The sequence below is a fragment of the Flavobacterium algicola genome (assembly GCF_022399565.1).
Taxonomy (GTDB): domain Bacteria; phylum Bacteroidota; class Bacteroidia; order Flavobacteriales; family Flavobacteriaceae; genus Flavobacterium; species Flavobacterium algicola.
Map to the genome: position 1 here is coordinate 111,841 of NZ_JAJTUT010000002.1, position 22,812 is coordinate 134,652.

Annotated in this window: 13 protein-coding genes; all 13 read left to right on the forward strand. The window is 35.2% G+C overall.

Annotation, left to right across the window (positions count from 1 at the left end):
* Positions 1–5: 5 nt before the first annotated feature.
* Positions 6–2,606, forward strand: a complete 2,601-nt coding sequence (locus LXH21_RS07445; protein ID WP_239864099.1) for a fibronectin type III domain-containing protein — start codon at positions 6–8, stop codon at positions 2,604–2,606.
* 21 nt (positions 2,607–2,627) lie between these two features.
* Complete coding sequence (locus LXH21_RS07450; RefSeq protein ID WP_239864101.1) at positions 2,628–4,130, forward strand: sulfatase-like hydrolase/transferase; 1,503 nt, start codon at positions 2,628–2,630, stop codon at positions 4,128–4,130.
* Positions 4,131–4,421: 291 nt separating this feature from the next.
* Positions 4,422–6,353, forward strand: a complete 1,932-nt coding sequence (locus tag LXH21_RS07455; RefSeq protein WP_239864103.1) for a glycoside hydrolase family 97 protein — start codon at positions 4,422–4,424, stop codon at positions 6,351–6,353.
* 7 nt (positions 6,354–6,360) lie between these two features.
* Complete coding sequence (locus tag LXH21_RS07460) at positions 6,361–7,974, forward strand: sulfatase (protein ID WP_239864105.1); 1,614 nt, start codon at positions 6,361–6,363, stop codon at positions 7,972–7,974.
* A gap of 7 nt (positions 7,975–7,981) precedes the next feature.
* The gene (locus tag LXH21_RS07465; RefSeq protein ID WP_239864107.1) at positions 7,982–9,097 is read left to right on the forward strand and encodes a glycoside hydrolase family protein; all 1,116 of its coding nucleotides are present in this window, start codon (positions 7,982–7,984) and stop codon (positions 9,095–9,097) included.
* A gap of 95 nt (positions 9,098–9,192) precedes the next feature.
* Entirely contained in the window at positions 9,193–10,158 is a 966-nt protein-coding gene (locus LXH21_RS07470; protein WP_239864109.1) for a family 43 glycosylhydrolase, read from the forward strand.
* Positions 10,159–10,162: 4 nt separating this feature from the next.
* The gene (locus LXH21_RS07475) at positions 10,163–12,721 is read left to right on the forward strand and encodes a glycoside hydrolase family 2 protein (protein WP_239864111.1); all 2,559 of its coding nucleotides are present in this window, start codon (positions 10,163–10,165) and stop codon (positions 12,719–12,721) included.
* Between the two features lie 100 nt (positions 12,722–12,821).
* Positions 12,822–15,380 carry a hypothetical protein gene (locus LXH21_RS07480; protein WP_239864113.1) on the forward strand — a complete coding sequence of 853 codons (2,559 nt, stop codon included), beginning with the start codon at positions 12,822–12,824 and terminating at the stop codon, positions 15,378–15,380.
* A gap of 366 nt (positions 15,381–15,746) precedes the next feature.
* Complete coding sequence (locus tag LXH21_RS07485) at positions 15,747–16,799, forward strand: glycoside hydrolase family protein (protein ID WP_239864115.1); 1,053 nt, start codon at positions 15,747–15,749, stop codon at positions 16,797–16,799.
* A 5-nt stretch (positions 16,800–16,804) separates the two neighbouring features.
* A complete protein-coding gene (locus LXH21_RS07490; RefSeq protein ID WP_239864119.1) occupies positions 16,805–17,731 on the forward strand; it encodes an alpha/beta hydrolase in 927 nt (308 codons plus the stop codon).
* A 61-nt stretch (positions 17,732–17,792) separates the two neighbouring features.
* On the forward strand, positions 17,793–19,223 hold the full coding sequence (locus LXH21_RS07495; RefSeq protein WP_239864121.1) for a sulfatase-like hydrolase/transferase: 1,431 nt from the start codon (positions 17,793–17,795) through the stop codon (positions 19,221–19,223).
* Between the two features lie 10 nt (positions 19,224–19,233).
* Entirely contained in the window at positions 19,234–20,244 is a 1,011-nt protein-coding gene (locus LXH21_RS07500) for a family 43 glycosylhydrolase (RefSeq protein WP_239864124.1), read from the forward strand.
* Positions 20,245–20,258: 14 nt separating this feature from the next.
* Positions 20,259–22,568, forward strand: coding sequence for a glycoside hydrolase family 95 protein (locus tag LXH21_RS07505; protein WP_239864126.1), 2,310 nt, complete (start codon positions 20,259–20,261; stop codon positions 22,566–22,568).
* Positions 22,569–22,812: the final 244 nt, after the last annotated feature.

The window sequence follows — 22,812 nt, forward strand, 5'->3', positions numbered from 1 at the left end:
ATATAATGAATTTAAAAAAACTAGTTTTAGTAGCTTTTATAAATGCTTTTTGTAATTTTTCTTTTTCCCAAGAAAAAGCAATCATCAATATTGATACACAAAACGGGCATGCCATAAAAATAGGTTCTAGCGGATTTAACGTTCGTATAGCCGATAAAAGCTGGAGTTATTTACATCCCGATTTTAGACAGGCTGTACATGAGTTAAAACCAGGTTGGCTTCGTTATTTCTCAGGAACAATGGGAGATGCCTTTAACAGCGCAACAGGTCAGTATGATATTGATTATGCGATGATGTTTGATCATCCTGAGCAATATCTAAAAGGATACCGATTTACAAAAGTAAAAGGACCACACCGTGTAATTGACTTATATGATTTGTTGAGTGAAATAAACGGAAAATTAGTAATCACAATCAATGGGTTTACTGAAACACCCGAAATGACACTTGAGCTAGCACGCTTTTGTAAAAACAATAATATTCAAGTAGCCACTTGGCAATTTTGTAATGAGCCGTACTTTTATGTGCCTCACAGAGAGCGCTACTGGTGGAACAGCGGATATGATTATGCTGCAAAAATGAAGCCTCATGCGGATGCTATTAAAACCGTTTTTCCTGATGCATTCTTAGCGCTGAATAATACTTGGGATGGAATTTGGGGATTCATGAAAGAAATCAATAGTTACCAAAAGGAGAAAGGTGCTTATTGGAATGTGTTTTCAAAACACTCTTACGCACCACATACGGGTAAAAAGGAATCTGTTGAAGACGCTTATAAAAGAGCCAATACAAAACTATTGGAAGCGACTTCGCCAGCGGCCATGAAGGAAATCGAAGACTATTCTTGGAAAGATGTACCGATGGTAATAACCGAATTTGGAGTTTGGAATGCACCTTTAAACGGAATCTATTCGAGTATTTATAATATTGAATACGTGATGCGTCAGTTGCAACATACAAACACTTGGTACGTAGGTGCTCATGAAGTTAGTAGTAAATACGGTCCTAAGAAGAACATCAACAAACAAATTGAAGAAGCGTATAAAAACGGAACAAAACTAGACACAGATGCCATCTTAACAGGAATCGATAAAACCTTGGAAGGAAAAGCTTTTGAAATTTATCATGAAGTTACCAATCATGGTGATTTTATTTTTGATTCTAATGTGAGTTCAGGATTTAAAGCTCCGGGATTGAAGAAAGCAATTGAAACGGCCTTTTATACACAAGCGTATCGCGGAATTAATGGCTATGATTATTTGGTTTTTACCAATAGATCAGCGGAGTCCAAAGATTTTGATATCGTGATTGATGGCGTTCCTTTGGATAAAAAAATAGAAGTGAATTTTATTTCTGCCAATGCATTAACGGTTGAAAACACAGATATTCAGAAAACGACTTTCAATTCAGGAAAAATAAACATTCCGCCTTTCAGTGTGTCGGTGGCTAAATGGCCTTCCAAATTAGTAACCAAACCTGCTGTTCCTACGATTTATAAAGGAGAAGTATTGGCTGAAAGTATGAAGTTAACTTGGGGTGCTATTGAAAACGTATCCAATTATACGATTCTTTACGGAAAAGAGGAAAACAATTTAAACGAAAAAATTACGGTTAAAGGAAATTCAGTACATTCTATAGAAGTTAAGAATTTAGATAATAAGGCTACTTATTATTTTAAAATCAATACTGAAAACAATTCAGGTGTAAGTGATTTTTCGAACCAAATCAGTTTGAAAAATGCTGTTCCTGATACCCCTGAAATTTTTAAAACAGCCAGACGAGATAACACGGCCACTATTTTTTGGAAAAGTGTAACCAATGCCGCTGGATATAAATTAAAATATACAAACAGTAAAACGGGCAAAGAAACTTTGGTTGAAACCAATAATGTTTTTGGTTTTAGATTAGAAGATTTAGAATACGATCTACCGTACCAAATTTCAGTGGCGGCATATAATGGAGTAGGTTTAAGTTCATTCTCCAAACCTACCACAATTGTTTTATCTAAAAAAGTGCCTTTAAGTCCGCTGAATGTTTCTGCCATAAAAGAAGCGAATGGAAACGTAGCTGTAAAATGGATTGCACAAGATTCGATTCTTCCAGAAACTACTTATAATGTATATAGAGGAGAAGAATTACATCAGTATCAAAAAATAGCGACTGGTGTCAAAACGGTATCCTATACAGATGCTTCGGTTGAAAAAGATAAAATGTATTTTTATACAGTAAAAGCGGAAACGTCTGCAGGAGAAAGTAATTTTTATCCTAACACAGCCTCTTTATTAAGTACTGATCAAGAGTATTCGATAGAAATACAAAACGTTGAAAAGCAAGAAGACGGATTTTTATTTAAAGTTGCCTTTAAAAATATTTTGTTAGATGGCGAATTTACTTATGGCTTGAAAGTAGAAAATATATCCTATTTAACCGTTGAAGAACAATTGATAAAAGGAACGAACTTGTCTCAAAATTCTAAAACATTTGAGGTTTTTGTATCCAATGACGAATTAGCCAAAAAGTCTAAATATGCAATAAAAGCCTTTATTAATACCAATGGGAAAAGTCTTTTTAGTAAGTTGCCCAATAAAAGTATCCAAACAGATTAAAATAAAATAAATAGCATAACCATGAATGCATTCAAAATTTTTCTAGCATTGATTGTTGTATCTTCTTGCCAGACTAAAAAAATAGTCAATCAAGAGAATGCAAGGGATAAAGTTCAAAAGCCAAATATTGTCTATATTCTAGCCGATGATATGGGATATGGTGATGTTTCTGCTTTGAATGCTGCTTCGGGAATTCAAACGCCTAACATGGATAAGATGCTTCAAAATGGAGTACATTTTTCAGATACGCATACCAATTCATCTGTTTGTACACCTACACGATATGGGATACTTACCGGACGTTATGCTTGGAGAAGTCGTTTGAAAAGTGGCGTACTTCATGGATATGACGAAGCTTTAATTGAAGAGGATAGACCTACAGTTGCATCATTTCTAAAAGTCAATGGATATAAAACGGCTTGTATTGGAAAATGGCACATGGGATTAGGTTTTCAATCGAAAGACAATTCGCCTGTAAAAGATGAGAACGGACTAAGTAATGTTGATTTTACTAAAACAATAGGATCTCCTAATTTACTAGGATTTGATTATTCGTATATCATTCCAGCATCATTAGATATGCCTCCTTATGTGTATATTGAAAACGGTAAGGCAGTTGAAATTCCTTCGACTTATACAAATGGAAAAAAAGAAAATGTAGATGGTCGCGGTGTTTTTTGGAGACCAGGAGAAGCAGCTCCGAGTTTTGTTTTCGAAAAAGTATTAGACAATTTTACTCAGAAAACAGTTTCTTATATTGGTGATCAAAAGAAAGACGATACGCCTTTCTTTATCTATTTCCCATTAACAGCTCCTCACACACCTTGGTTGCCAACAGGAAATGCCAATGGTAAATCGAAAGCAGGTCGCTACGGTGATTTTGTAACGATGGTTGATGATGCAGTAGGTGCAGTTGTCGAAGCCTTAGAAAAAGCAGGAAAGTTAGAGAATACTTTAATTATTGTTACATCTGATAACGGATCAAACTGGAAACCAGAAGATAAAAAAGCCTATGCACATCGTGCCAATTATATCTTCAAAGGTCAAAAAGCAGATATCTATGAAGGAGGACACCGAGTTCCTTACATTGCACAATGGAAAGGGGTAATTCCAGCGGGAACGCAATCTAATGAAATCATGTGTACTACAGATTTATATGCTACCGTAGCAGGAGTATTGCACAAACCTATCACAAAGAATGAAGGACCGGATAGTTACAACCTTTGGTCGGCTTATACTTCAAACGTTAAAACACCTATAAGAGAAGCGATTGTTCATCACTCTTATGATGGAATGTTTTCAATTCGAAAAGGAAACTGGAAATTCACACCTCAATTAGGTTCTGGAGGTTTTACGAAACCTAAAACATTAGAAGCAAAAAACGGTGAAGCTCCTGGAACTTTATATGATATGGCTAAGGATCCACAAGAAGAAAATAATTTGTATAAACAACATCCAGAAGTAGTGAAAGAATTGACGCAACTTTTAGAAAAATATAAAGCGCAAGGACAGAGTAGAATGTAATTTATAGTAACCCGTTGGCTGCAATTAGTTTTTGATGATAATTTTCGTCAGTTCGAAGGTTAATTTTTATGCTTAAAAAAAGAAATATATAATGACGATTTCTTTGTCAGGCTGAGCTTGTCGAAGCCCTTTTTAATAATTATACTCAAGTAGTTTATATTATTGCATTTATAAATTGTATCAAAATCAGCAAGACCATGATTGATTTGAGTAATTGTTTTTTATTTAAATGGTTTAGTTTTAAAAATTACTATTAAAACATACTACAAATCTTTTTTACCTATAACCAAAATGATGACAAACCAAAAAAAGACCCAATTATTAAGTTCAAAATTCACTCTCTTGCTACTGATGCTATTAGTTGCGGCGACTGCTTTTGCTACTAAAAAGAAAAATTATACCGTAAAATCTCCAGAAGGGGAACTAACGGTCGTAATCAATAATGAGAATGATGTTGTAAGCTATAAGCTGTTGAAAAACGGACAAGAATTAATAGGTTCGTCTGAGATTTCTATTTTGGCTAATGGTGTCACGGCAAAAATAACAGGCTGTAAAAATAATTCAGAAAACAAAGATTGGAAACCGGTTTGGGGACAATTTAGTGAGATAAAAAACAAGTACAACGAATTGGTTCTTTCGATAAAACTATCTGAAGGGAAAGCTAAATTATATGTTCGTGCTTATAATAACGGATTTGGCTTTCGATATGAATTAGAAGGAATTCAAAAAGGTACCGAAGCTCGTTTTTATTGTGAATACAATTTGAATACTAACGATGTTTTGTATTGTCCGGCGGGAGAAAATGTTCCTTTGGGACCATTGTCTTTCCCTGATTTTGAGACAAAGAAAGTACTTCCTAAATTAATGATGCCGTTGGTGGTAGAACATTCTGAAAAATCCTTTTTATCCTTATTAGAGTCGGATTTGTTTGTGGCTCCAGATTTTGGTGTGATTAAATTTAGTTACGATAAAGATAAAAAACGAATCGTTGCCATTACTACGATCAAGCTTACCGATAAAAAATTAACAACTCCATGGCGTGTTATTTTAGTCAATGACAATGTTGGAGATTTGGTAACCAATACCGTTCCGCTAAATTTAGCGACAGAGAACCAAATAAAAGATACTTCGTGGATCAAACCAGGAAAAACATTGTGGGATTGGAGAGTACATGATTACAAAACGGTTGATGGTTTTACGTATGGAAACAATACCGAAAGTTACGAGCGTTTTATTGACTTCGCTGCTAAAAAAGGAATCGAATATTTTTTAATTGATGCCAATTGGTATGATAAAGTGAGCAAAGGTCATTTTGAAGTAACATCAGGTCTTGATCTTGAAAAAGTTTCAAAATACGCCAGTGACAAAGGAGTGAAATTAATTCTATATTATGACCGACATAAAGGAGATTATGGAGATGAAACATTATTCTCTTACTTTGAATCACTAGGAATGAGTGGTATAAAATATGGCTTCATGGGGAGTAATGTCTCCTTTACATTGGATGCTATTTCTCAAAGTGCCAACAATCATTTGGTAGTCGATTTTCATGATAGCCCAGTTCCTTTTACAGGTATAGAGCGCACTTTGCCAAATGCGATTACGAAAGAATATTGTCACGCGCAACAAGACTCTAGAAAAGCTTTTACGCCAGAATCTTTCATTAGAATGGCACTGATAAATGCGATTCAAGGACCTTTGGACATGAACAATGGGAATTTTGACATTGTAGGAATCAACAAAGGGGAGAGACAAAGAGGTCCTAAACAACTGAATTCGTATTTCTCAACAGTAGTTTCAGAGTCGGCTCGTACTTTGATAATTTACAGTGGATTAGTTTGTATTCCAGATGCTCCTGAAGCTTATGAGAAAAAAGCAGATCTTTTTGAATTTATTGAAAAACTACCAGTTGGAAAATGGGATGAAAGCAAGGTTCTGCATGCGGAAATGGATCAATACATTTCTACTGCCCGTAGACATGGAAAAGAATGGTTCGTAGGTTCAGTAGCTAATCAAGAAGGAAAGACATTAGATATCAAATTGGATTTTCTAGAAGAAGGAAAAACCTATGATGTAACCTACTATGAAGATGCAAAAGACACACACGGACTTAAAAATCCTGAAACTTATCAAATAAGAAAAGGGAAAGTGAATAAAGGAACGATTATAAAAGCCATAATGGCGCCTAGCGGTGGACATTGTATGTGGATTAAACCAGAATAAATTAGCTATGAATAAAATACTATCAATAATGTTAGTTGCTGCTTTAGCAACGGCATGTGGAGAAAAAAAAGCAGTTGCTCAAACGGACAAACTAACAGAGCAAGCGACCCAGAAACCGAACATTCTTTTCATCTTAGTGGATGATTTAGGGTATGCGGATTTAAGTGTGATGGGAAGCGAATATTATGAAACACCAAATATTGATGTTATTGCCATGTCAGGGACAATTTTTGTCAATGGCTATGCAGCGTGTACAGTATGTAGCCCATCAAGAGCTAGTTTGATGAATGGTCAGTTTACGGCTAGACATGGAATGACACAATACGAAGGAGGGAAAACAGGTCAAACTTGGAAAAATCTCAACAGACACACTAAACTTTTACCACCTGAATACAGACATTTTTTAAATCCTGATGATATCACCTTGCCAGAGATTTTAAAAGATAATGGATATAGTACTTTTTTTGCTGGAAAATGGCATTTAGGAGGCGAAGAACAACATTCAATGCCTACCGATCATGGATTTGATATTAATATAGGAGGTAATGAAAGTGGAGGTCCTAATGGGGGGTATTTCTCTCCTTTCAAAAATCCAAATCTGACTAATTTTGAAGATGAAAAAGGAATGCCGTTGGCTATGAAGTTAGCTAAGGAAACGTCAAAATTTATTACCAATAATAAAGACGGTAGATTCTTTGCCTATTTGTCTTTTTACGAAGTGCATGCTCCTATTCAAACGACTAAAGAAAAATGGACAAAGTACCGTAACAAAGCCGAGAAAATGGGAATTCATGAAAATGGTTTTGCCATGGAACGTGTTTTGCCTGCTAGAAAACACCAAGATAATCCAGTATATGCTGGTTTGATAGAACAAGTGGATGATGCTATAGGTGTTGTAATGAAAACTTTGAAAACTTTGAATCTGGATAAAAATACCATTGTTGTTTTCACATCGGATAATGGTGGGGTAACTTCTGGAGATAATTTTTCGACTAATGCTTTAGATTTAAGAGGAGGAAAAGGATACCAATGGGAAGGTGGAGTTAAAGTGCCGTATTTCATTTATGTACCATGGATGCAACAAGGTGGAAATAAAATTGAAGAAGCAGTATCAGGAGTCGATTTATACCCAACGTTACTTGATCTAGTAAATGTTCCTCAAAACAGTAAACATATAGTAGATGGTGTAAGTTTAAAACCACTTTTAGAAAAAGGCAGCATTGCTCAAAGACCTTTGTACTGGCATTATCCTCATTATGGAAATCAAGGGGGAGAACCAAGTTCAATTATTAGAGAAGGAAACCACAAATTGATATACTACTGGGAAGATGAAAGAGTAGAGTTGTATAACCTTAAAACGGATGTAGGCGAAACAAAAGACATTTCGAAAACTGAACCCAAATTGACGCTTCAAATGAAGAACAAACTTTTAACTTGGTTAAAAAGTATGAATACGCATTACGCTGAAGTTGATCCTTTGTGGAATCAAGCAGCATGGAATAAAAAGTTAGAAGACAACAAAACCAAATTAATGCCGAGATTGGAGAAAGATCGTAAAGAAATTTTGACTCCAGGTTGGGAACCAAATAAAAATTGGTGGGGAAGTGACATTTCTAAATAAATTTTAAATGAAAAAATATTTAGTAGTTTTCCCTCTGATGTTGCTTTTTTTTATTTCGAATGCTTGTAAATCAAGCAGAACCAATCAAAAGGAAGAATTTTTATCCGAGCATCCAGTATTTGAATTTATGCCTTTATCAAAAGAAGTGCAAACCAATTTTTTAAACAAAAAATTGTCATCAAATGCACTTGTTGATCCAGGATATTGGACTTGGGGATTATCTGTTGTCCAATGGACTGATGGGAAATACCACGCCTATTACTCGCGTTGGAAATATGAATTTGGATTTAATGCATGGTTGACTGATTGTGAAATAGCCCATGCCGTTTCTGATACACCAGAAGGGCCTTATGTTTTTAAAAATGTAGTGCTCGAAAGTAGAAATAAAGCAGGGTGGGAATTTGCAACAGCACATAACCCTAATGTTTGTGTTGCTAACGGAAAGTTGTATTTATATTACATCTCAACTGACTTAGAAGGGGTTTATGATGGTGATAGAGAAGGGCAATCGGTTTCAAAATGGATAGCCAGTAATTGGAGCATTGCCAGAAACCGCCAGCGCATAGGCCTTGCTACGGCATCAAATCCTGATGATACTTTTACCAGAACATTAAAACCAATAGTAGTTCCGCAAGAAGGCGTGTTTAAGAACATAGCGGTTAATCCTGCGGTTATATTTTCGAAAGGAAAGTTCACTATGATCATGAAAGGTGATGATATCGGACATGAAAAAGATTTTAGAATCCAGTTGGCTGGTCATTCTAAAAGTGGAGAAGGCCCATTTGAATTTGAAAAAAAACCAGTTTATGATAAAGCGCAAACTGAAGATGCAACTCTTTGGTACGATCAAAAATTGAAACAGTATTTTATGGTTTGTCATGTCATTGGAAAACCCAATTTACTGCTATTATCATCAAAAGACAGTTATCAATGGAAATCAGAAGAGAGTTCTGTGTTTACCAAAAAAGAAATTTTGCTTGACAATGGTGAGATTTGGAAACCGGAACGTATGGAGCGTCCCTTTGTTTTAACAGATAAAAAAGGGCAACCCATCATGTTATTTGTAGCTATAAAAGACAAAGGAGTAAGTGGCAATATTGCTATTCCAATTAAGAAAAAGTAGTACTGTAATAATTACTATTTCTTATTTGCATTATATGAAAACTTTATAATGTGTGTACATGTTATTGATTATTAAAAACGTAATAAGTTATACCCATGAAAACGATTCTTCTAATTTTAAGCATGCTCTTTTTGGGAACGGGAATTTCGTTCTCTCAAGAAAATTTAAAATGGGTTACTTCAACCTACACTCCTGCAATGGGTCTTGGTCCTGAAGAAAATATCAAACGAGGGGATCCCAGTGATATTATAAAAGTGGGTTCGTTATATTATGTGTGGTATTGGAAAGTAGGCCTTAATGTAAGATGGGCAACATGGTACGCCACTTCGCCAGATGGGTATAATTGGAGCGAAAAAGGAGAAGTACTACCTCCAGGAAAAGAAGGAAGTTGGGATGACGAAGGATGTTTTACACCTGGAATTTTAGTAGCTAAAAATAAATATTATCTTTTTTATTCGGGAGTAAACAATCCGTATCGTGAACCTGATTTAGAAAAATCAAAAACCAGAATAGGAATTGCAACTGCTGATTCGCCTGATGGTCCATGGACAAAACTTACGACTAATCCCATCATGCTTCCTAGTAAAGATACCACTGCTTTTGACAGTCATCGTATAGATGACGCTAGTGTTATCGTTCGTAATGGAAAATATTGGCTATACTACAAAGGCCGTCAATGGGGCAAAGGAGCTTCTGAAACTAAAATGGGAGTTGCCATTGCGGATCATCCAGAAGGACCTTACATCAAATATGAAAATAATCCAGTTGTAGAAGGAAATCATGAAGTGTTGGTTTGGCCACAAGGAAAAGGCGTGGTAGCAATGATTGGCACCGTTGGTCCTAAAGATATTATCAAATCGATTATGTATGCCGAGGATGGATTTAATTTTAAAAAGACCCACAGTTATACCAATCCCAATGTGCCTCGCGCTCCTGGTGCGTATCGTCCCGATGCCTATACAGATAATGGCAATGGAAAAATAATAGAATGGGGACTTCAGCGCGTGGGTAAAAAAGGAATTGAATACCTTGAAAGATTTGATTTAAAAGAAGAAAAATAGAAAGATGAGAAATAGTTTAGTGCTTTTTAGAACCCATTTTTTTAAATTGTTTTTCTGTTTTGTGGTAGTAAACTTTTGTTACGCACAAAATAGTCAGAAAATAGCATTAAATGGCGAATGGTCTTTTAAAACCGATCCTTACGCTAAAGGAGAATCCTCTAATTGGTTTGCAAAGGATGTAAATACGGCTTCTTGGGATACTATGGCAGTTCCTGGAAACTGGGATTTGGTAAATGAGTACTCAGAATATGTAGGCGATGCTTGGTACACAAGAACCTTTAGTATTGATGAAACCTCAAATACGGCACAACTTCGCTTAGTATTTCAATCCGTTTATAACGACTCTAAAGTTTGGGTAAATGGGCATTCTATAGGAGAAAATCATTTTGGATTTTTACCTTTTCATTTAGATATCACCAAATACATTAATAAAGGTGGAGAAAACAGAGTAACCGTATTGGTTAATAACGTTTTCAAAAGTGGCGCTATGTGGAATTGGGGAGGTATTAGGAGACCAGTTTGGTTAGAAATAACACCTGAAACACGTATCGAATTGCAACATATAGACGCTGTTCCTAACTTGAAAAATGGTACGGCTCAACTCAATGTAAAAGTCGTAAGTAGCAATTCTGGTTCTAGTCCAAAAGCGGTAAGATTTAATATTGACATTAAGAGAAAAGGAAGTGTTATTGCTTCAGGAACAGTAAAAACTACCATTCCAGCCAATACCGTCAACCATATTATCAACTGGTCGTACAACTTACCAAAATCTAAAGTAGACTTATGGCATTTTGATTTTCCTAATTTATACGAATCTCATATTAGTCTGTCTGATGGCATAGCTGTTTTACATTCAAATACTGATCGATTTGGTATTCGAAAGATAGAAATAGTGGGGTTGCAATTGCTTTTAAATGGCGAAAGTATTCGTCCTGTTGGATTTAATGTGGTGCCCGAAGATCGCTTTACAGGAAACACGCTTCCCATAGAACGTATTAAAGAAGATGTAGATTTAATGAAGAGTCTTGGCGCTAATATGGCAAGACTTAGCCATGTAAACTTACCCACAGAATACCTAGACTATTTAGATGAAAAAGGGATTATGATTTTTGAAGAAGTGGGTTTATGGGGGAAAGATGTATTAGTTGATCCTGACCATCCAAAACCAAAAGAATGGTTGCAAAGAATTATTGAAAATAGCTATAACCATCCCTCAATTGTAGGTTGGAGCGTAGGCAATGAGCTAGGAATGTCGTCTAAAAATCCTAAGGTGAATGAATATATAAAAGGAGCAATTGAATTGGCAGAAGAATTAGATCCTAATAGAATAGCAGTATCTGTGTCAAATTCGGCAAATAATTCACCTAAAGAAGCGACCATGTATTCCGATTTAGCAATGCTTAACGGTTATGGTAATTGGGGCAAAAAAGCCGAGGGTACTTGGAAAAATCATCAGAAACCAATTTTCATGTCGGAGTTTGGCGAAGAACTAAATTCTGAAGACCCCAACCTCGGCGATATTCCTGCCGAAAAAATACTGAATCAATTACGAAACAAACCCTATGTTTTAGGTGCCTCGTTATGGACTTTTAATGATTATAGAAGCACCTATTATGGGAAGACAGGATGGGCAACACCTCCCTCACAAAATAGAGCATGGGGAATTGTAACTTCTTTTCGAGAAAAGAAAAGAGGATTTAAGAGTGTTCAAAATGAGTTTTCGCCTATTAGAGACTTAACTATTTCAACTATTGATGCTAAAAATGGAAATGCGAAAGTTGCTATTCAACCTAGAAATAAATTAGATATTCCTGCCAATGTATTGAGGGGCTATCAATTAGAATGGACTCTTTTTGATAATAATTTTAAAGCTGTTGAAACTAAAAACCACTCTGTTAAAACTATTTTCCCTGGTGATGCTGCATTTGAAATACCTTTAAACTGGAAGGCAGATGCTAATCTGAGTATGATGGAAATCGCTTTTCTAGATCCGCAAGGCTATAAGGTGTATGAAGAGGTTCTCAACTTTAATGTGCCAGAACAGCCAGTTATTGAATTTACCAATACGGCGAACGATGCAGTGCGTCTTTATTTCGAAAAAAGTAAAGATGCAGAGGAGTACTATGTTCAATATAAAAAAGGAGATTCCATTTTTAAGTCTGATAAAACAATTAACAGCTTTATCGAAATCGAAGATAAAAAAGTAAAGCTTGGAGAAACCTGGACGTATCAAATAATAGCCATTAATAGTAAAGGAGAGAGTACCCCTTCTGAACCAGTTAAATTGATCAAAGACGAAGACGAATTACCACCTGTAGTATGGGGCTCAAAACGTCTTGAAACGAATCTTTTTATAGCCTATAGTGTATCTCCCTACGATTATTTATATGAAGTAGCTTATGGTTTTACTCCTAATAAATTAGATCATATAATAACTTCCAAAGTACAAGGAGTACTTAATATTCCCAATCTTAAAAAAGGAATCCCTGTTTATTATAAAATGAGAGTTATTAAACAATGGGGATTTGCGAGTGAGTGGACAGAAGCGTTAAAAAGTGAATGATTGTTTTTTTGTGAAATCAACTTCAATACGCTTTGCTTCTTATTGTAAACTAATTATTTACAACCTTAAAAAATAAAACAACTTAAATAAAGACAATTAAATGAAAAACAGATTATCACAAATCAGCTTATTGTCACTAGTTTTATTTTGTTTAAGTTGTAAATCTTTAATAGAAAAAAAGGTTGATATAGACACGACTGTTAAGACTGATAAAGGAGAAATAACTTCAGTTTCTGGAACAAGAAATATAAGCGGTGTTTACCCACATTTAACAACGTATGCACATGCAAGAGCAAACGGCAGCTATAGTTTTGGAAATGAATGCGGAATTGGAGCCTTGGCTGTTTGGAATGAAAAACTGTATATGATTAATTATGCAGCACATGAGCCAAAAGGAAGTGAGCACAAACTGTATATTATCGATAAAGATAATAATATGAAGGTTTTTCAAGGTAGTATTGGTGGAACGCCAGCTGCTAGAATGATTCACCAAGAATCTAATCAATTACTTATTGGTCCTTATGTTATTAGTAGTTCTGGAGACATAAGAGTTATTCCAATTAAAGATATGAAAGGACGATTAACTGCTATCGCAAGGCATTTAAAAGACCCAGAAAATATGGTTTACTATTATGATATGGAAGGCATGTTGTATGAAGTAAATGTACATACTCTGAATGTAAAAAAGCTATACAATAATCCGTTGCCAGGTTGGCATGGAAAAGGTGCCTATACAAGTCAAAATAAATTAATATTGGCAAATAATGGAGAACATGGAAACGAAGGTGCAGCGGAGTGGAAAGTAACTTTAGAAAATAAAAACAACAAAGAAGATAATGGAATTTTAGCTGAGTTTGATGGTGAGAATTTTAAAGTTGTAGAAAGAAGACAGTTTACAGATGTTACCACCAAAAATGGAATAAATGCAGTGCCAAATGAACAAGCTCCACTATGGACAATGGGTTGGGATAAAAGAGCTGTACGATTAAAGGTACTGGAAAAAGGAGAGTGGAAAACTTTTTTATTACCTAAAGCTACTTATAATAATGATCCTTCTCACGGTTGGTTTACAGAATGGCCAAGAATTAGAGAAATTGGTAACGGTAAAATGATGATGGACATGCATGGTATGTTTTATGATTTTCCTTCAACGTTTTCTCACACGAATACAGCTGGAATTAAACCAATAGGCTCCCATTTACGCTATATACCCGATTTTTTAAGCTGGAACAATAAGGTAGTTTTAGCCACAGATGAAACAAGTATACAAGGAAATCCTTTAGCAGGTCAGCCACAATCTAATCTTTGGTTTGGTAAACGTGAAGAATTGGCGAACTGGGGTCCAAAATCCGCTTATGGAGCAATTTGGATCGATGATGAGGTTATTGCGAATCAACCTTCACTTCCTTTTTTAATTGCTGGTTTTGATAACAGAATTTTACATTTAAATAATTTCGATAAAATGCCAGTTACAATTAGCATTCAAGTTGATGAAAATGGAACAGGAAACTGGAGAGAATTACAAACAATCGCATTGGAAAAAGAAGGCTATAATTATTATATTTTTAAGGAGGATTTAAAAGCGGAATGGGTACGATTGGTTGCTGATAAAACCAGTAAATTAACTGCTGCTTTTCATTTTACAGATCGTAAACTTAAAAGTAGTATTGATGGAAAAGAGTTGTTTAAAAGTCTTGCCAACATAGATGAAACCAGCAAAGTATCCCATGCAAAACTATTTAGTAATAAAACCAATTATAACTTAAGCATTTATGCAGGAGAAATAGATAATAACACCTTTAAAACTACAAAATCATATGAGTTTTTAAAGTATGATTTTAGGTATGTAGAGGGTATAAAAGATAGTTTATCAATAAACACATTAAAAAATAAAAAAGTTGGAGAAGAAGTTGATTTTTATAATAAAAATGTAGCAGATACTTCAAAAGATAAAGAAAATGAAAAAGAGATTTGGACAGAGGATGATGCATCTTTCATAGTACATGCAAAAGAGTATCAATTAAGGTTGCCAAAAGGACATTTCAATTACTCAAAACAATTTTCAGCAAAAACAGCACGAGTAACCAGAGAAGTTGAATCCGAAAGAGAGTTGGCAAATATTTCGGGTACATTTTATGAGCTACCGCTATATAAAGTAGGTAAAGAGCCTTTATATAAAATGATGCGACCTGTTGCAACACACAATAAACAAATTACTGAGTTTAATACTTGGAATGGTTTGTTGGTTTTAAGTGGAGTAAAGAAAGACGCAAAAGAGTCAGACCACGTTTATAAATCTGATGATGGTAACGTGGCTCTTTGGTTTGGAGGTATTGATGATTTGTGGAGTTTTGGAAAGCCGGTAGGAGAAGGTGGCCCTTGGAAAAACACTCAAGTAAAAGCAAACCAATTGTCTGATATGTATTTGATGACCGGTTATGACGAAAAAACAGTAGTTTTTGAATCTGATGTTGATACACAGTTTCAGTTATACATTCATATAAATCATTATTCAGACGAGCCTGTTTTATTTAAAACCTTTCAGATAAAAGCAGGTGAAAAATTAACTTATAAATTCCCAAAAGGATTTAGTGCACATTGGGCACAACTAAAATCTAGCAAATCTTGTAAAGCCACTGCATGGTTTGATTATAAGTAAAAGGGGAGAAGAAGTTGAAAACGTTATAAATTGCAAATAACGGAATCTGAGATAGTTTTTTTGGGCCTCTTTTTTTATTTTAAATCACTTAATGTATTTGACTTTGACTGTTTTATGACACTAGTTCCGTTTCTCCTTGCAAAATAATTCCAAATCCATTCTTTGTTGTAGAAAGCTTGATTAGAAATGTTTTATTTATAGAATATACATAATTAACCCTATTTATAGTCAAAAGTACCCCATGTTTTGAGATAAGAAAAAGTAATTTTATAAATTAAAATAGTATTTAAAATCTATTTGATTCAGTAAGGATAAATCAAAAAATCTGTGACTGAATAATTATAGAAACGAACTAATAAAAATCAAATGAGATTACAACATTTAACATTATTGATGCTACTGTTTATTTGCCTAGGATGTAAAACCCAAGCTCAGAAAATGAAATTTGAATACATAGGTGATGCAGCGCAACAAAAAGGAATGCATGTTTGGGGTTCTTCTCCAGTTATTGGGAAGGATGGCAAGACACATCTTTTTGCAGCACAATGGCCTACAGCAACGCAACCTGATTTTAACGGTTGGTATAAAGATTGTGAAATAGGGCATTATGTGAGTGATAAACCTGAAGGTCCGTTTGAATATGTTGGTGTAGCAGTACCAGACAAAGATGGTCTTTTTAACTCTCCACACAATCCTACCATTAGTAATTTAGATGGGCAATACCAACTTTGTTTTATTGTAAATGAAAACAGCGATTTAAAAACACAACGTATTGTAATGTATGTTGCTGATGACCTTAATGATACTTGGAGACCCGCAAAAGGTGGAGAAGCAGATGGAACCATTTTACGTCAATCTCAAGATCCTAATGTGTGGAATTACACAGCCAGATTAGGAGTTTCTAATCCATCCTTAATAAAATACAAAGGAAAATACCTTCTATATCATAAATCGGTGGTTCGAAAAGAACCTAAGGGATATGTTTATTCCTATGGAGTTGTAGTTGCTGATAGTGTTGAAGGACCGTATATACATCAACCGACAAGAGTAACCGAAGAAGCAATGCCACTTGAGGATGCATTTGCCTTTACAATGAAGGATTCCGTATACATGATAAGTCGTGATTTTAGAGCTTCATTAGGAAATAGTGGCGGTGGTTTGTTATGGAAATCGGGAGATGGTTTTTCTTTTCCTGCGGAAAAAACAGTTCGTGCTTACGAAGACCTACAACATTATGTAGGCGAAGAGTATTTAAAAGATGCTGTTGCTTACAGAGGAAAAAAAGACGGTCACCTTGAGCGTGCTCAAATGCTTTTTATTGATGGAAAACCAGCTTATTTATACCTGGCTACAGGTGTTCAGGTAAAACCAGGTTTTGGTAGTAGTTCGCATGTATTTAAGATTCGTTTTGAAAAATAAATATTTTGAATAGTATATCAGTAAATTATAGTCGTCATAAATACAATTGGATAGGATTCTACACGATGCTATTATTTTTGGTAGCATCAAATGTATTTTCACAATCTGCTACAAACACTGAAGATCAGGAAATCATTCCAGATCATAAACTTGTCTATAAAACCATAGATGCGGTTGCTTTAAAGTTGCATGTATTCAATCCTTTAGGGCACAAATCTTCGGATAAAACACCCGTTATTATTTTTTTCTTTGGAGGCGGTTGGGTATTTGGAAATCCTAAATTATTTTATGAACATGCTCGTTATTTTGCCGAAAAAGGAATAGTAGCAATCGCTGCAGAATATCGTATCAAATCTATTCACAAAACCACTCCTTTTGAATGTGTTAATGATGGAAAATCAGCGGTGAGATGGGTGAGACTGCATGCGACTGAATTAGGAATTGATCCCAATAAAATAGTGGCATCTGGAGGTTCTGCGGGTGGGCATGTAGCGGCTTGTACTTCAATTATAGACGGTTATAATGAGACAAACGAAAATGGTGCAATCAGTTCAAAACCGAATGCTTTAATTCTTTATTATCCTGTTTTAGATACGACAGATAAGGGATATGGAGCGAAAAATTTTGAGAAAGAACATCAAACGGATATTTCGCCTAATCATAATATAAAAAAAGGAATTCTCCCAACGATTGTTTTTCATGGTACAGCTGATAAGACCGTGCCAATTGAAAATTCAGAACGATTTTGTAAATTAATGAATGATGCTGGTAATTATTGTGAATTAGAAACTTACAAAGAGAAAGGGCATGGTTTTTTTAGAGGGAGTTTCTATAATACTAAAAAAGCAGACACCATTGTGTTTAAAGAAATTTTAGAAAAAAGCTATTCGTTTTTGGTTTCACAATCAATTATAACCAATAACAAAAAATAGCGCTTTTGTATATAATAAAGTAGGGTTGTGCCTTTAGAAAGATTTTAAAACAGAGACTAAGATGAAATTCAGATTTATAGGATGGTTAATTTTTATGATAGCTTTTGTTCCAAATAGTATAGCAGCATCAAAAGACACTTTGGCTATTAATAAAAAGGCAACAAAACCAAACATTATAATCATTTTAATAGATGATGCGGGCTATGCCGATTTTGGCTTTATGGGGTGCAAAGATCTTGAAACTCCCAATATTGACAAATTAGCTAAGAGTGGAGTTGTATTGACAGATGCACATGTAAGTGCCACAGTTTGTGCGCCCTCAAGAGCAGGATTAATAACCGGTAAATACCAACAACGCTTTGGTTTTGAAGCGAATGACACTGGTGATGAAAGCGTGGGTGATATTGGACTATCAGATGATGTAGTGACTATGGCAGATGTGTTCAAAAAAAATGGATACAAAACTATCGCCTTAGGAAAATGGCATTTGGGATATAGTGTGTCTGATCATCCTAATAAAAGAGGGTTTGATGAGTTTTATGGTTTTGAAACAGGAAGCCGATCTTATTTTCCAATAAAAAATCCAAACAAAAAACAAATGTTACAGCACAATGGAGAGCAAGTTGTTTTTGAAGGCTATATGACCGATGTATTGGGAGATCAATCAGTTAAATATATTGAAGAAAACAAAGAGGCTCCGTTTTTTATGTATCTAGCTTATAATGCGGTGCATACACCTATGGAAGCAAAGCTTGTACATTTGGAGAAATATAAAAACCATCCTAGGCAAAAATTAGCCTCCATGACTTGGTCTTTGGATGAGAATATTGGGAAGTTGCAAGCGAAATTAAAAGAATTAAAATTAGAGGAAAACACGTTAATCTATTTTTTGAGCGACAATGGCGGCGCAGCCAATAACGATTCTAGTGGCGGGGTTTTAAAAGGTTGGAAAGGAAATGAATTTGAAGGTGGACATCGAGTACCATTTGTATTCAGTTGGCCATCAGTAATCAAATCGGGACAAACATTTTCGGGCCTAAGTTCTTCATTAGATATTTTTACCACATCAATAGCTGCGGCTAATATTGATAAAGGAGATGGCTTAGTTTTAGATGGTGTGAATTTATTACCCTATTTAAAAGGGGAAAAAAAAGGGAATCCACATGATAAATTATTTTGGAGGAAACTAGAAGAGTCAGCAGCACGAATTGGACAGTATAAATTAATTCGATTAGAAAGATATGGCTATACTTTTTATAATCTCGAAAATGATATAGGAGAAACCATTGATTTGTCATCGAAAGAAAAACGAAAATTCACTACTACTATAAATGAATTAGAAGCATGGGAAAGCCAATTAATGAAGCCACTATGGGTTGAAGATCGAGATTGGATGGATGTGACTTATCATATACATCAAAGATTGATGGAAAATAAGGATGTCTTGTATAAAGATCCTAAAAAAATGAAAGAGATACTATTAAAAAATTAAGAAGCTAAGAATGAAAATAATAAAGAATTTTGGATTTGTAATGGGACTTACTTTATTGGTTATGTCTTGTAAATCAGTATCTTCAAGTAAAACAGTGGCTAGCAAATCAGTTACAATGCAGGCTACGCAATTTACTTATCAAAACATTTCGGGTATTGGACTTGATTCCTCTTTTAACCGACGTGATAATAGCGATATTATCAAGGTAGGCAAAAAATATTATGTCTGGTACACCCGTATGGATAGTCCGCAAACTTCAGGATACTGGGGAACTATTTGGTACGCTACATCAGAAGATGAAGGGTTTACTTGGAAAGAACAAGGTATGGCATTGGGTTTGGGAGCAACAGGCGAATTTGATAACCATTCTGTTTTTACACCTAATATTTTGGTTCACAATGGTAAATATTATATGTACTATACGGGAGTGAAACCTACACTTGGAAATGTAAATAACGAATTTGAAGCCAATTCGACAACAGATATAACAGCTTTGGGCCTTGCGGTTGCTAATAGTCCTGATGGACCATTTGTAAGAGTAAAAAATAATCCCGTATTAGAAGTTAGTACTGTGGCTACGGACTTTGATAGTTTTAGAATAGATGATGCTAGTTTGTTTAAAAAAGACAACAAAATCGCTTTGTACTATAAAGGAAGATCTATTATTGATGGAAAAGAAGGTCCAAAGAAGACAAAAATGAGTGTAGCCTATGCTGATCGTCCAGAAGGACCTTTTAAAAAGCATGACGGTCCTTTGTTAGACAAAAGTCATGAAGTGCTTATTTGGGAACAAAATGGTGGTGTTGCAGCATTGGCATCCATCAATGCCACTATAAATTTTGCTAAGGACGGAGAACATTTTACTCCCATTCAAGAAAATTTAGTTAATATTCCAAAAGCACCAGGCTTGTACCGTCCAGAGTTGGAAGAAGGTTATAAAGGTGCAGCAACAGCATTTTGGGGTATTTCTATGAAAGTAGAAAAAGGAAAAGCTTATTTGGTTCGATTTGAAATGAAATAAAAATACAATTTGATATGAAATATATAGTAATTCTGTTATTTGGTCTTTGGTGTAACGCACAAACTGTTATTTCCAAAGAAACCACACCATTAAAAATTTGGTTCAACCAACCAACAACCAAATGGCACGAAGGGCTTCCTATTGGTAACGGAAATTTAGGTGCCATGATTTACGGTACACCTACAAAAGAAATTATTTGCCTAAACGAAGAAACTATTTGGACTGGAGCGAAAGATTACGACCGCGATAAAAAAGATGCTGGAAAGTATATGGATACCATTCAAAAAATGCTATTTGCTGGAAAATATATTGAAGCAGAAACGGTAGTAGAGGATAAGATCTTAAACAAGGCCGCGGCATCAGGAACGAATACCTACCAGATGTTAGGTAATCTCTTTATAGAAAGTCCCGAATTGAATACGGCAACCAATTATAAAAGAGAATTGGATATCACTAGAGCAATTGCCACTACTACATTTGAAAATGAAGGAATCCGTTTTAAAAGAACGTATTTCTCTAGCTTTCCAGACAAAGCAATGGTTTATAAATTTGAGGCTAATAAGAAAGGGAAAATTAATATCTCCACTTGGGTAGCGCGTTCAGAGGAAACTAAAATTGTAGTAACCAAAGACCGCATTACTTTTTCTGAACACGTTGGGAAAGGGCATGGTGTACAGTTTTATTCCGTTGTTTCTTTTGAAACTAAAGGTGGGAATTCCAAAGTAGAGAATGGAAAGTTAGTGATTTCGAATGCCGATGAGGTGGTTATCAAGATTGTTGCCGCTAGTAATTACCGAGGAACAGATCCAAAGAAAGATTGTGATTTGACTTTAAATAAAATACAAAAAGCATCTTTCGATAATCTCGCTGCAAGACATGTTGCTGATTACCAAACGTTATTCAATCGAGTGGCGTTTAAAATATCAGATGATAAAGGTGACGAATTACCAACAGACGTTCGTTTAGATAAAGTAAAAAAAGGAGCAACAGACAACTACCTAACACAATTGCAATATAATTTCGGTAGGTATTTGTTGATTAGTAGCTCACATCCGGGTAACTTGCCGGCTAATTTACAAGGAATCTGGGCTGATGGATTTACACCGCCTTGGAATTCAGATTACCACATCAATATCAACATTCAAATGAATTATTGGATGGCTGAGATGACCAACCTTTCGGAATGTCATATCCCATTTTTGGATTACTTAGGTGATTTAAGAGAAATGGGACGTTTAACAGCGCAACGCGTATACGGCGCTCGTGGTTTTGTGGCACATCATACCAGTGATGCGTGGCACTCGACGGCTGCTTTTGGGAAATCAAGACATGCTATGTGGCCTATGGGTGCGGCTTGGTGTTGCGAGCATTTGTTTACTCACTACGAGTATACGGGGGATAAAGAATATCTTAAAAACGAGGCCTATCCAATAATGAAAGAAGCTGCATTGTTTTTTGTTGATTTTATGGTTATTGATCCTAAAACTGGATTTTTAGTTTCGGGGCCTTCTGTTTCACCAGAGAATAATTTTATGACCGAAGACGGTAAAAAGGGAACCCTAAATATGGGGCCTACTATGGATCGCGAAATTATTTTTGAATTGTTTAATAATTGCATAAAAGCAGCAGAAATTTTAAATATTGATAAAGACTTTAGTGATACTTTAAAAAGTAAAATAAAACAAATGCCTCCACTTCAAATAGGAAGTGATGGCCGTTTGTTGGAATGGGTAGAAGAGTTAAAAGAAGCTGAGCCTGGACACCGACATATTTCACATTTGTACGCATTGCATCCATCCAATCAAATTTCGAAATCAAAAACTCCAGAGCTTTTTGAAGCAGCCAAAAAAACACTCGAAGGAAGATTATCTCATGGTGGCGGTCACACAGGATGGAGTCGTGCTTGGATTATCAACTTTTATGCTCGTTTGTTGGAAGGTGAAAAAGCGTATGAAAATATTTTGGCGTTACAGCGTAAATCAACCTTGTCAAACCTTTTGGATGTACATCCTCCTTTTCAAATTGACGGGAATTTTGGAGTAGTCTCTGGAATTACCGAAATGTTGATGCAAAGTCATAATGATGAAGTTCATTTACTTCCTGCTTTGCCTGCAGCTTGGGCTTCGGGTAGCATTCAAGGAATTGTTGCCAAAAAAGGATATGAAATGGATATAGAATGGAAAGAAGGAAAACTAAAAAAGGTAGTCATTAAATCTAGACTAGGGAATACTTTAAAGCTGCGTTATAATGATGCCGTTAAAAGCATTGAAACTAAAAAAGGAGAGGTTATGATTTTTGATAGTGAATTAAAAAGAATGAATTAATCAAGCCGTTCCCTGTAGTTAGTTTTTGATGATAATTTTTCGTCAGTTCATGGTGTAATTTTTTTTCAAAAAAAAGCAATATAAAATGACGTTTTCTTTGTCAGGCTGAGCTTGTCGAAGCCCCTTTTAAATAAAAATGTCAATGGTAGTGATTCGCCCTTGCGAATCGTATCGAGAACAAGTGAAATTTCATTAAAAACGGTTCTCGATACATTTTTTGTTTGGTTTTACTGCACAAAAAAAC

What these genes read in the sequence shown, in the direction of transcription:
- LXH21_RS07475 (WP_239864111.1), top strand. Translation starts at nt 10,163, where the DNA reads ATGAGAAATAGTTTAGTGCTTTTTAGAACCCATTTTTTTAAATTGTTT.
- LXH21_RS07450 (WP_239864101.1), top strand. Translation starts at nt 2,628, where the DNA reads ATGAATGCATTCAAAATTTTTCTAGCATTGATTGTTGTATCTTCTTGC.
- LXH21_RS07460 (WP_239864105.1), top strand. Translation starts at nt 6,361, where the DNA reads ATGAATAAAATACTATCAATAATGTTAGTTGCTGCTTTAGCAACGGCA.
- LXH21_RS07465 (WP_239864107.1), top strand. Translation starts at nt 7,982, where the DNA reads ATGAAAAAATATTTAGTAGTTTTCCCTCTGATGTTGCTTTTTTTTATT.
- LXH21_RS07480 (WP_239864113.1), top strand. Translation starts at nt 12,822, where the DNA reads ATGAAAAACAGATTATCACAAATCAGCTTATTGTCACTAGTTTTATTT.
- LXH21_RS07500 (WP_239864124.1), top strand. Translation starts at nt 19,234, where the DNA reads ATGAAAATAATAAAGAATTTTGGATTTGTAATGGGACTTACTTTATTG.
- LXH21_RS07470 (WP_239864109.1), top strand. Translation starts at nt 9,193, where the DNA reads ATGAAAACGATTCTTCTAATTTTAAGCATGCTCTTTTTGGGAACGGGA.
- LXH21_RS07455 (WP_239864103.1), top strand. Translation starts at nt 4,422, where the DNA reads ATGATGACAAACCAAAAAAAGACCCAATTATTAAGTTCAAAATTCACT.
- LXH21_RS07485 (WP_239864115.1), top strand. Translation starts at nt 15,747, where the DNA reads ATGAGATTACAACATTTAACATTATTGATGCTACTGTTTATTTGCCTA.
- LXH21_RS07505 (WP_239864126.1), top strand. Translation starts at nt 20,259, where the DNA reads ATGAAATATATAGTAATTCTGTTATTTGGTCTTTGGTGTAACGCACAA.
- LXH21_RS07495 (WP_239864121.1), top strand. Translation starts at nt 17,793, where the DNA reads ATGAAATTCAGATTTATAGGATGGTTAATTTTTATGATAGCTTTTGTT.
- LXH21_RS07445 (WP_239864099.1), top strand. Translation starts at nt 6, where the DNA reads ATGAATTTAAAAAAACTAGTTTTAGTAGCTTTTATAAATGCTTTTTGT.